This is a genomic window from Bifidobacterium sp. LCP19S3_E9 (assembly GCF_052121135.1).
Taxonomy (GTDB): domain Bacteria; phylum Actinomycetota; class Actinomycetes; order Actinomycetales; family Bifidobacteriaceae; genus Bifidobacterium; species Bifidobacterium thermacidophilum.
Map to the genome: position 1 here is coordinate 38,373 of NZ_JBQKEV010000012.1, position 11,094 is coordinate 49,466.

Consider the following 11,094-nt stretch of genomic DNA (forward strand, 5'->3'; position numbering starts at 1 on the left):
CAGCTGTCCAGCAACCGTTTACGCGACCCTCCCAATCGGCGGCACGCACAAGATCAACGCAACCACAAGCACAACCGTCACAGCCGAGCCATATATCCACATCCGACGACTGGCGGATTGCCCTCGCATCGCAGGCACCCCGTCCACCAGCAGCCACGTCAGCAGCCCGCCGACCACGAAACCGCCGACATGCGCCTGCCATGCGACATTCGGCATAATCACCGGCAGCGCGAAGTTGATGACCATGCACACCAGCATCGATCGAAGATCGGCGCCACTTTTCATAAAGACCACCAGCAGCGCTGCGAACAGACCGAAAATCGCGCCAGATGCCCCGTATGCCGCCATCAGCCAATTCCCGGTCACCCGGCACCACAGGGTGAGTGCGGTGGCGCCGCCCAATCCGCAGATCAAGTAGAACGCCAGATACCGCCAATGGCCGAACATCCGCTCCAATGCCGGCCCTACTGACCACAGCGCCATCATGTTGAACGCAACATGCAGGATGGATGGGGAATGCAGAAACATCGAGGTCAGCCAAGTCCACGGATGCTCCACTGCCGCGATGGGCATGAACATTCCCTGTCCCAGCATCGCCGTGAACAAGCTGGGGGACGCGTGCTGAAGCAGGACCTCCAGCAGCCACACGGTGACGCAGACCACACAAATCGCCGCGGTGACGACAGGTCCTCCGCCACGCCACTGAGCTGTCACGGACCGACGATCGAGGGTAAAGCTGCCAATTCGCATGGTCCCACTGTAACGCCCGCCGGCGCGCTGACGGCGGGAATACGCCCCTGGCAGGTGGACTCTTGCCGCTCTTCCACTCAATCGTCACAATCGAGGCCGTACTATGGTAGCTAGAGTTGACTTGGATGGGCAGGTCACCTGGTACCTGAAAGGAGCCGTCATGGAGCAGAAGTCTTCTAACGGTTGGAAGTTCCTTGCGCTGCTTTTCGGAGCGCTGCTCGCCGCTGTTGCGGGTATGTACATCTACAAGCAGCAGAACCCGGATTACGATCCGTGGGAGGAGCCGTGGGAGAACAGCTCCTCGCCGGTTGATTTGGGCCTGAACAAGGATGACGACGAGGCTGAAGGCGAGGCGGATGACGCCGCCGAGCCTGAGCAGGCCTGATCGGCTGCCGCCCATTCATTCGGAGCATCCGTCTGGCGCATTCGTCGCCTTCTATATTTTGGCGGATTGACGTATCCAACCTCAGCGTCACCGTCATCCATCAAGGGTTCCGCATGCTTTGAGCGTGCCGCACTGTACAGGGACGTCCCGTTCGGGGCGCCCCTGTTTGCGTTATTGAGGACTGTTTCGGTGGACTTTTCTGGGGGACTTTCCTTCCGACTTGCTTCCGATGGCTTCAAAGAGGACGTATCGGAAAAATCGTGGTGCTAATGATGTGACTGAGCCATTGCGGGATTAGTCGTATCGTGGGGTGATTAATCGCTTGCTTAGTAATCTCTGCCTCTCAGAATGACGTGTTGTCTGTCGTCGTTGCATATATCGATGAGGGCAAAATCAAGAAAAGCGCTCCGGTAACGGCGCTCTTCGCGGTCGCATGATGGCGGTCACATGATGGGCGTGTCGCTTCTGCAAACGATTGCTTTCATTTTGTCGTCCTGCGCGTGAACCGCGCGAGCATGGGCTTCATGCATTGATTAATTCAGTAAAGACAAAGATGGCTCGGCTCCCTGATGCGGGGCGATTGCACGTGGTTGAGGGGGTGATGTTAATATCAACCTCTGAGAACGTATGCAGAAAGGGGCGCACCGCGCTTGTCAGGCCGTGCCAATGCCGAGACTTTCAGGCATAATGGTTCTTGGAATAGGTTCCGTCAAAGGGAGTCAGATAATGACCGAAATCACTGCACCGAAGTCTTCGCTTACTTCCGGTGAGTTCACCGACGAGATTCGCGAGCAGCTCAAGTACACCCAGGGCGTGACGCCGGAGCAGGCGACCGCCGCTGATGTGTATGTGGCCACCGCTGCTGCCGTGCGCCGCCACCTCGTGGATTCCTGGATGAAGACCCAGCACGACATGGTCAACGGCGACACCAAGGCCGTTGGGTACCTGAGCGCTGAGTTCCTCATGGGCAAGCAGCTGGAGAACGCGCTGCTGAACGCCGGCCTGACCGAGCAGTTCGAAGGCGCTATGAAGGAGCTGGGCTTCGACACCAAGGACGTCATCGACGCCGAGTACGAGCCGGGCCTGGGCAACGGCGGTCTTGGCCGTCTCGCCGCCTGCTACATCGATTCTCTCGCCTCCATCGGCGTGCCGGCCTTCGGCTACGGCATCCGCTACCAGTACGGCATCTTCAAGCAGGAGTTCGACGAGAACGGCAAGCAGATTGAGACCCCTGACTACTGGCTCGTCAACGAGGAGCCGTGGGGCCACGTCGATTACAACCGCGACCAGCGCGTGAACTTCGGCGGCGAAGTCGTCGAGGAGAACGGCAAGCGCGTGTGGAAGCCGGCGTGGGCTGTCCGCGCCGTCCCGTGCGACTACATGGTTCCGGGTTACAAGTCCGGCCGTGTGAACACGCTGCGCCTGTGGACCGCGAAGTCCTACGACGAGTTCGACCTGCTCACCTTCAACAAGAGCGATTACCTCGACGCCGTGATCCCGAAGGTCGAGGCTGAGAACATCTCCAAGATCCTCTACCCGGAGGATTCCACCCCGCAGGGCAAGAAGCTGCGCCTCGAGCAGCAGTACTTCTTCGTCTCCGCGTCCATCCACGACGCGATCCGCGTGTTCTACCCGGGCGAGAAGAACCCTGACCTGACCACGCTGCCGAACAAGATCGTGTTCCAGCTCAACGACACCCACCCGGTGATCGGCATCCCGGAGCTCATGCGCGTCCTGATCGACGAGTACGGCTACGACTGGGATACCGCTTGGTCCATCACCAACAAGACCTTCAACTACACCTGCCACACCCTGCTTCCGGAAGCTCTGGAAGTGTGGCCGGCCTCCCTGATCGGTGAGCTGCTGCCGCGTCACCTTGAGATCATCAAGAAGATCAACGAGCAGTTCATGGCCGAGCTGAAGGCCAAGGGCGTTGCCGACGACCAGATCGAGCGCATGCGCATCTACACCGACGGCAAGGATGCTTCCGTCCGCATGGCGTACCTCGCCACCTACGGCGGCTCCTACGTCAACGGTGTGGCCGAGCTGCACTCCGAGCTGCTCAAGGACGTCACCCTCAAGGACTTCTCCTCCGTGTACCCGGACAAGTTCACCAACGTCACCAACGGCGTCACTCCTCGCCGCTTCATCAAGCTCGCCAACCCGCGCATGTCCGACCTCATCACCGAGGGCCTGGGCACCGATGCGTGGCTGTCCGACCTCGAGCAGCTCAAGGGCCTCATCCCGCTGGCTGACGATCCGGAGTTCGTCAAGAAGTTCGCCGCCGTCAAGCAGGCCAACAAGAACGACTTCGCTGCGTTCGCCAAGCGCAAGTACGGCTTCGACATCGACCCGAACACCATGTTCAACACGATGATCAAGCGTCTGCACGAGTACAAGCGCCAGGCCCTGAAGATCCTCGCGGTCATCGCCACCTACGCCGACATCAAGTCCGGCAAGGTTGATCCGGATACCCTGGTTCCGCGCACCGTGTTCTTCGGTGCGAAGGCCGCCCCGGGTTACTACCTGGCCAAGCAGACCATCCAGCTGATCAACAATGTGGCCCGCGTCATCAACAACGACCCGGCCACCAAGGGCAAGCTGCACGTCTACTTCCCGTGGAACTACAACATCGAGCTGGCCCAGAACCTCATCCCGGCCACCGACCTCGACGAGCAGATCTCGCAGGCCGGCAAGGAAGCTTCCGGCACCGGCAACATGAAGTTCGCCCTCAACGGCGCCCTGACCGTCGGCACGCTCGACGGTGCGAACGTCGAGATCCGTGAGCGCGTCGGCGCTGAGAACTTCTTCCTCTTCGGCATGACCGAGCCGGAAGTCTCCGCCCTGTACGCCAAGGGCTACGACACCAAGGGCCTGTCCCGCGAGTACTACGAGAAGGATCCGCAGCTCAAGCAGGCCATCGACATGGTCGCGGACGGCACCTTCTCCGACGGCGACAAGGACACCTATAAGGACCTCGTCAACGACTGGCTGAACAAGGATTACTTCATGACGCTCGCGGACTTCCGCGCGTACATGGACATCCAGGCCGAGATCGAGGAGACCTACCGCGACCCGATGAAGTGGGCTCGTATGGCTGTGCTCAACGTGGCCAACTCCGGCTACTTCAGCTCCGATCGCTCCATCGAGGACTACCTCGAGCGTATCTGGCACACCGGCGCCCTCAAGTAAGCGCCAATGCCGGCCGGTATGGGCGTGAACGCCTGAACCGGTAGGCCAGTTAGCGCTGGTCTACACCGGTCGACCAAAGAGGCGGAAGTTTTGCACTGCATGTGTGATGTGTGGTGCAGGCTTCCGCCTCTTGCGTTTTGGTGAGCATGCGTGTCCGGTGGCGGGGCGTGGGGGAGTCTGGATTGCTGTTCCGGTTTCCGCGCCGTCCTGTATGCCGGGGCATACGTAATGCCGACATTGTGGCCCTAGGTAGAGCGGAATGCCTTCCATCCGTCGCATGACGTATGTCTGGACATACACAAACCGGCATGGTGGTTCCCGGGTGGTGTGGGACGCTTCCCATCCGTAGCGCGACGTATGCCCGAACATACGCGGTGCAGTACATTCGAACCGCCCATACGCCATGCATCACGCCATGTTGCGGGCCTGCCGTGGCACAATGGGGGTATGCCGGTAATCAGGGAACAGGATATTGATAAGGGCCGCGACGGGCTGCAACAGTGGCGTGACAAGGCGCGGGAGCTCGCCGCGCAGGATGACAGTGAGGCGGGGCGTCTGACCGTGTCCCCGAACAATCTGCCACGTCCGGTGTGGGCGTGGGCCGTGCGGTACTCACTGTATCTGTTGGAGCGCAAGGCGCCGGGGGAGGGCGTCGAAGTGCGCGTGGCACCGTGGGGCGCCATCAAGATCCTGGACGGACCGGCGTCTGACCCGCATAATCTCACGCCGCCTGATGTGATTGAACTCAAGCCGGACGTGTGGCTGCGTCTGGCATGCGGCATTACTACGTGGGCCGAGGAGAAGCAGGCCGGCCGCATCAGCGCAGTCGGCGAACGTGACGATCTGAGCGGCCTACTACCGCTCGTCTGAGCGTGCGTGCGTGAGAATTGCGCGCGAAGTACGGTGCTATTGTGTGATACTCGCGATCGGTTCGCAATACGCTCACGCCAAGACCTTCCTCTGCTCACCATACACAAACTGGCTACGCTAAGGGCCTTCTTAGCGTAGCCAGTTTGTGAGGGGCAGCGAGAGCTACCTGACCCCGGGTCAGTACTTCATACCCATGGCCTCGCGGACCTCGTCCAGGGTCTGTTCGGCGATTTCGTTGGCGCGCTTGTTGCCGTCATGCAGAATGTCGCGGATCGAATCCATGTCCTTGGCAAGTTCAGCGCGACGCTCGCGATGCGGGGCTAGGAACTCGTTGACCGACTTGGTGACATACGCCTTCAGGGCGCCGGCGCCGGCGTCGCCGATCTCCTCGGCGATATCCTTCGGGTCGCGGCCGGTCACCAGGCCGGCGGTGGTCAGCAGCGCGGACACCTCCGGGCGGTTCACCGGGTCATACGTCACTTTGCGTTCGGAATCGGTGCGGCTCTTCTTGATGAGCTTCGCGGTCTCTTCGGCGGTGGCGCCCAGCATAATCGAATTGCCGTAGGACTTGCTCATCTTGCGGCCGTCAAGACCTGGGATTTCCGGGGCTTCGGACAGAATCGCGCTCGGCTCGGGGAACACCGGGTGCTTCTTCGCATACCGCTCGTTGAATCGACGCGCGATGGTGCGCGTGATTTCCACGTGCGGCAGGTTGTCCTTGCCGATCGGCACGACATTGGCCTTGCAGAACAGGATGTCGCATGCCTGATGCACCGGGTAGGTGAGTAGCAGGCCGGTCAGCGCGTGGCCGGAAGCCTCCATTTCGGACTTCACGGTCGGGTTGCGGTGCAGCTCGGCCTCGGTGACCAGCGACAGGAACGGCAGCATGAGCTGGTTCTCCGCGGGAACCGCGGAATGCGTGTAAATCATGGTCTTGTTCGGGTCGATGCCGGCGGCCACATAGTCAAGCACCAGGTTGAGCACGTTGTCTTGGATGTGCTCGGTGGTGTCGCGGTCGGTGATCACCTGATAATCAGCGATGATGATATTCGTGTTCACGCCCATGTTCTGCATGGCGACACGCTCGCGAATCGAGCCGAAGTAATGGCCAAGGTGCAGTCGTCCGGTCGGCCGGTCGCCGGTCAGCATGGTGAACTTGCCCGGATTCTCTTTGAGCGCAGCCTGCGTCTCGTCCGAACGCTTCTTCGCGGCGAGGAAACTCGCGCTCATCTCGTTGCCTACAGCAGTCACTTGCTCATCTGCCATGACCATTCCTTTGCCTTGAAAGCCCAAGTAAAACTTGCTTTTATCGTAAAAGTCTCAGCAGACAACCACCACGTGCATAATAAGTGGTACTCTCTTATATGATGATTCAACAACTATAAGTATTGCAGGGGGTCAGATGGGCCGCGGACGTCAGAAGGCAAAACAGCAGAAAATAGCCCGTAAGCTCAAGTACCTGACTACCGATACCGACTACGATGAGCTCGCCAAGGAGCTCAATTCCCAGGAGCCGGGTACCGGTTCGTTCGATCCGTTCGCCGACGTCGAAGAGCAGTATGCGCATGAGTCGGGCGAGGGCACAAAGAGCGAGTCATCACCAGTTGATGACGATCTAGACGAATACGCCAAGTGGGCGGCGGAAGCGGCGGCGAAGGCCGCGAGCGACGAGCCACCGGCACAGCATACGCCAGTCAAGCCGCATAAGCCGATTCACATGCCGCTGCCGAGTGCTATGAAGCCGAAGCCGCATCCGAGCGACGAGTCGGCGAAGTAGCTGTAACCGCATCGGCAGCTGGCAGCGGCCGCTGGTGGTTCTGGCGGTTGCTTGCGATTGTGCCGGTGTTGTGAGCCGAGTCAGAAGGCTGGCGGCGATACACCAGCTCAGCACTACGCGATCTGACCGCGTCCGGTTGATATGCCGGGCGCGGTCAATTGTGTTGTGGGCGGGACTTTGTGCCGGAACCGCCCGCCAGCGGATGAACTCCCGGATTTGCGTGGGAGATCATCGCGGATACGGCGTTTCGTGAATAAACTCCCGCTGAAGGCTCCGGGCCCGATTTTTCTGAATCGCGGAATTCCAACGTTTTGATTGGGAGGTTATCGTCTGTGTCGAGGAATCGCGCCAAACTCCCGGGTTTTGCGTGGGAGTTTATCCGCGAATCATGGAATCTCGCATAAATTCCCGTGAAATCCGGGAAGTTACTCGCTGACGGCCCTTATGAGCGTAAAGTTCTGCGCAGTCATGCGACGGGACGCCGGGCATCATCAGGGCGTTATCGGGGCATATGCGCGCGAACGGACAGCGCGCGAACTCTGCCGCGAACTGCCTTTTCCCTAGGTTCCGCCTAAAGTAGCGGCTATGACTAGTCTGCTTGAACACCCCCGTGGCGCCGAGCCCGGCAAACCCGGCGACCGTAGCGCGTTCTGGTTTGAAACCATCACCCGCCTGCCGGATGCCGCGAACGGCAAAGGGCGTGGCGGCGCGCGGTACGGGCGCACCGGTATCATCCACACCCCGCACGGCGACATTCGTACGCCCGCGTTCGTGCCAGTCGCCACGCAGGGGGCGATGAAAGCCGTTCTGCCGGAATCCATGAAGCAGCTTGGCGCGCAATGCCTGCTGTCGAACGCGTTCCACCTGTTCGAACGCCCGGGTGAGGATGTGCTTGATGCAGCCGGCGGGCTGGCGAAGTTCATGAACTGGGACGGCCCGACCTTCACGGATTCCGGTGGATTCCAGGTGCTGTCGCTGGGTGCGGGCTTCAAGAAGACGCTCGCCATGGACGTGACCGGCATGAAGTCGGACGACGTGATTGCCGAAGGCAAGCAGCGCCTCGCTTTCGTGGACGAGGACGGCGTGACGTTCAAATCGCCGCTCAACGGCGCGAAACACCGGTTCAGCGCGGAAATCAGCATGGGGATTCAGCATAAGATCGGCGCCGACATCATGTTCGCGTTCGACGAGCTGACCACGCTCATGAATACGCGCGGATATCAGGAACGCTCGGTGGAACGCACGTTCCGGTGGGCGAAACGGTGCGTCGCCGAGCATGAGCGGCTCACCCGGGAGCGGCTCGGCAAGCCGTACCAGGCGCTGTATGGCGTGGTCCAAGGCGCGAATTACGAGGATTTGCGGCGGCATGCGGCCGAGGAAATCGCCTCGCTGGACTTCGACGGTGTCGGTATCGGAGGCGCGATCGAGAAGCGGATTATCGGCGACACGTGCGCGTGGATCTGCGACGCAATGCCGGAGAGCCGGCCGCGCCATGTGCTCGGTATCGCGGCGGTGGACGACATCTTCGCATGCGTGGAAAACGGCGGCGACACCTTCGACTGCGTGGCCCCCGCGCGTTGCGGGCGAAACGGCGCCATTTTCACACGCGATGGACGATACAACATCAAGCGCGCCGCCAACAAGTTCGATTTCGAACCGCTCGAACAGGGCTGCGACTGCTACACGTGCACGCATTATTCGCGGGCGTATGTCGACCATCTGCTGCGCGCGAGGGAGTTCAACGGCTTCACACTGGCGACGATTCACAACGAGCATTTCTTCGTGAAGCTGCTTGACGATATTCGCGCGTCGATTGACGGTGGGTATTTCGACGAGTTCCGCGACGAGACGCTGGCGCGATTCTACGCGAACGGGTCGCGCGGGTGAACATCTGGGTGTGCGGGTGACTGTTGGCGCGCGGGTGAGCTAGCCGCGCGGGCGATTGAGCGGGCCGTGTGGTGACCTGATGACGCCTCAAGCCGGCAGCCTGCTGATATTTGCGTTGGTGACGCTGGAGACGGCGTTGGCGTTGATGCTGATTGGTGTATGCTGCGTATGACAACAGGAGCAGCGCCGGCCGGCGGGTGCTTTTTGGGGTGCCTCATTATGGTTGCTTCGCGGCGCCCTTCTGCGTGTTGGCAGTAGTCGGCTGGTATCTATGCTCGCGACACGCCGATGATGCTAGCTTGCAACAGATAGTCAATCATGGTATCTTGTCTATTTGTCTGCGAGCGTGGCGGAATGGTAGACGCGCTGTCTTCAGGTGGCAGTGAGCGAATGCTCGTGAGGGTTCAACTCCCTCCGCTCGCACGAACAAAACCGGAGCTTCGGCTCCGGTTTTTTGTTTTCCGGCTGTCGCCCGTGTGAATTTTCGACCGTCTACCGACGCTACGGGAGTCTCAGTGTCGGCGAAGGCGGTGGAGTTAGACAGACCAACGATTTGTGGTCGGTGCGGGAGAAATAGTGGATTGTTGTGATTCGTGTCTGTTCTCCCGTGCGTGGTGCGGGAGTTTACCGGATTCCGGTGGCTTCGCAACAGATCTCCCAACGGGAACGTTGGAAATCCGCGGTTCTTGAACATCGCCCTGGGAAGCAGTACCGGGAGAACGGTGCCGAATCTGCGTATCGGCGATAAACTTCCGTGGAAACACGGGACTTTGCCCGTGAGCGGCCGATGCGCGAGTAATCTCCCGCGTCGGCGGTAGGAGATTGCGTGGATATGGGCTATTGCGTCGTAGTCTCCCGTGTCGCCGGTGTCGATATCTCGCGGATTCATTCGGCTTGCACAAGACAGATTCGTCGTGCCGGGCGCTCGCCGTGCGCAGGGCACCAATGATACGATGTCACTGGTATTCAGCCGTTGTCCTACCTACGATTCGAGGCGTGTCCCATGCTCGTGTTCCAGAACGATTACAGTGAAGGCGCTCATCCCGCGATCCTGAAACGTCTCGCCGAGACGAATATGGAGCAGCTGCCGGGCTACGGCACCGATCACTACTGCGAGGCCGCCCAGGAGAAGATCCGCCAGGCGTGCGCTTGTCCGCAGGCGCAGGTCCGCTTCATCTCCGGTGGCACGCAGACCAATCAGCTGGTCATTGACACGATGCTGCAGCCGTATGAGGGCGTGGTCGCCGCGGAGTCCGGCCATGTGAACGTGCATGAGGCGGGCGCGATCGAGGCGACCGGGCACAAGGTGCTCACCCTCCCGCAACACGACGGGCTGATTGACGCCGGCGAGCTACGCGAGTATTGCGAGACCTTCTACGCCGACGGCAACCATGAGCATATGGTCTTCCCCGGCATGGTGTACATCTCGTACCCCACCGAATACGGCACGTTGTACACGAAGGCGCAGCTCGAAGCCATCGCGGGTGTCTGCCATGAGTATCACATGCCGCTGTTCATTGACGGCGCCCGCCTCGGCTATGGGCTGGTTGCGTCCGGCACTGACGTGACACTGCCTGATATCGCCCGGATCGCCGACGTGTTCTATATCGGTGGCACGAAGGTGGGCGCGCTGTTCGGTGAGGCCGTGGTGTTCACCAAAGGCAACATGCCCAAGCACATCACCGCGCAAATCAAGCAGCATGGCGCGCTGATGGCGAAAGGCTGGCTTATGGGCCTGCAATTCGACACGCTGTTCACCGACGGGCTGTACACGCGGATCGCCCGCAACGCGGACGAGATGGCCGACCGCATCCGCGAAGCCTTGCGCGCCAAGGGCTACCGGATGGTGTACGAGAACACGACCAACCAGATTTTTGTGGTTCTGGACCATGCGACCATCGACCGGCTGGAACGTGAGGTTCGCCTCGGCTTCATGGAGCGGTATGACGACAATCATACGGTGATGCGAATCTGCACCAGTTGGGCGACGACCGCCGAATCGGTGGGCCGGTTGATTGACTTGCTGTGACACGGTGTTCTGCTGTGCGTCGCGGGTTGATGCGGGGTGGTGTGACGTGTGCTGTCGGCGTGACGTGTACGTGCAGCCATCGCTCTCAGCTGATTCGTATGGTGGATAAAGCCGCGATGAATCAGCCGATATCCTTGATTTTTCGCGTTTTTTGGATATCCGGAGACGATTTTGAATCCATTTCCAAAGAACATTCAGGAAACG

At 60.3% G+C, this 11,094-nt stretch carries 8 protein-coding genes and 1 tRNA gene; 7 read left to right on the forward strand and 2 right to left on the reverse strand.

Annotated elements, in window-relative coordinates:
* Positions 1 to 18 precede the first annotated feature (18 nt).
* Positions 19 to 750 (reverse strand): rhomboid family intramembrane serine protease, encoded by a 732-nt coding sequence (locus tag ACTQYB_RS07070; RefSeq protein WP_441482285.1) that lies wholly within the window; start codon positions 748 to 750, stop codon positions 19 to 21.
* A gap of 160 nt (positions 751 to 910) precedes the next feature.
* Here ACTQYB_RS07070 and ACTQYB_RS07075 point away from each other — a divergent pair, with 160 nt between their 5' ends.
* The 3 genes from ACTQYB_RS07075 to ACTQYB_RS07085 all read left to right on the forward strand — a co-directional run bounded on the left by ACTQYB_RS07075 (position 911) and on the right by ACTQYB_RS07085 (position 5,197).
* Complete coding sequence (locus tag ACTQYB_RS07075) at positions 911 to 1,135, forward strand: hypothetical protein (RefSeq protein ID WP_033506996.1); 225 nt, start codon at positions 911 to 913, stop codon at positions 1,133 to 1,135.
* 726 nt (positions 1,136 to 1,861) lie between these two features.
* Entirely contained in the window at positions 1,862 to 4,327 is a 2,466-nt protein-coding gene (locus ACTQYB_RS07080; RefSeq protein ID WP_033506997.1) for a glycogen/starch/alpha-glucan phosphorylase, read from the forward strand.
* A gap of 447 nt (positions 4,328 to 4,774) precedes the next feature.
* The gene (locus ACTQYB_RS07085) at positions 4,775 to 5,197 is read left to right on the forward strand and encodes a sterol carrier family protein (RefSeq protein WP_033506998.1); all 423 of its coding nucleotides are present in this window, start codon (positions 4,775 to 4,777) and stop codon (positions 5,195 to 5,197) included.
* 177 nt (positions 5,198 to 5,374) lie between these two features.
* Here ACTQYB_RS07085 and trpS read toward each other — a convergent pair whose 3' ends face one another.
* On the reverse strand, positions 5,375 to 6,463 hold the full coding sequence (trpS, locus tag ACTQYB_RS07090; RefSeq protein ID WP_044092729.1) for a tryptophan--tRNA ligase: 1,089 nt from the start codon (positions 6,461 to 6,463) through the stop codon (positions 5,375 to 5,377).
* A 136-nt stretch (positions 6,464 to 6,599) separates the two neighbouring features.
* Here trpS and ACTQYB_RS07095 point away from each other — a divergent pair, with 136 nt between their 5' ends.
* The 4 genes from ACTQYB_RS07095 (at position 6,600) to ACTQYB_RS07110 (ending at position 10,890) form a co-directional block, all read left to right on the forward strand.
* Positions 6,600 to 6,974: a DUF3073 domain-containing protein gene (locus tag ACTQYB_RS07095; RefSeq protein ID WP_033507000.1), complete on the forward strand. Its 375-nt coding sequence runs from the start codon at positions 6,600 to 6,602 to the stop codon at positions 6,972 to 6,974.
* 585 nt (positions 6,975 to 7,559) lie between these two features.
* Entirely contained in the window at positions 7,560 to 8,861 is a 1,302-nt protein-coding gene (gene tgt, locus ACTQYB_RS07100) for a tRNA guanosine(34) transglycosylase Tgt (RefSeq protein ID WP_033507002.1), read from the forward strand.
* A gap of 340 nt (positions 8,862 to 9,201) precedes the next feature.
* Positions 9,202 to 9,284 (forward strand) — tRNA-Leu (locus tag ACTQYB_RS07105).
* 580 nt (positions 9,285 to 9,864) lie between these two features.
* Entirely contained in the window at positions 9,865 to 10,890 is a 1,026-nt protein-coding gene (locus ACTQYB_RS07110; RefSeq protein ID WP_441482284.1) for a threonine aldolase family protein, read from the forward strand.
* Positions 10,891 to 11,094 lie beyond the last annotated feature (204 nt).

What these genes read in the sequence shown, in the direction of transcription:
- ACTQYB_RS07070 (WP_441482285.1), bottom strand. Translation starts at nt 750, where the DNA reads ATGCGAATTGGCAGCTTTACCCTCGATCGTCGGTCCGTGACAGCTCAG.
- ACTQYB_RS07075 (WP_033506996.1), top strand. Translation starts at nt 911, where the DNA reads ATGGAGCAGAAGTCTTCTAACGGTTGGAAGTTCCTTGCGCTGCTTTTC.
- ACTQYB_RS07080 (WP_033506997.1), top strand. Translation starts at nt 1,862, where the DNA reads ATGACCGAAATCACTGCACCGAAGTCTTCGCTTACTTCCGGTGAGTTC.
- ACTQYB_RS07085 (WP_033506998.1), top strand. Translation starts at nt 4,775, where the DNA reads ATGCCGGTAATCAGGGAACAGGATATTGATAAGGGCCGCGACGGGCTG.
- trpS (WP_044092729.1), bottom strand. Translation starts at nt 6,463, where the DNA reads ATGGCAGATGAGCAAGTGACTGCTGTAGGCAACGAGATGAGCGCGAGT.
- ACTQYB_RS07095 (WP_033507000.1), top strand. Translation starts at nt 6,600, where the DNA reads ATGGGCCGCGGACGTCAGAAGGCAAAACAGCAGAAAATAGCCCGTAAG.
- tgt (WP_033507002.1), top strand. Translation starts at nt 7,560, where the DNA reads ATGACTAGTCTGCTTGAACACCCCCGTGGCGCCGAGCCCGGCAAACCC.
- ACTQYB_RS07110 (WP_441482284.1), top strand. Translation starts at nt 9,865, where the DNA reads ATGCTCGTGTTCCAGAACGATTACAGTGAAGGCGCTCATCCCGCGATC.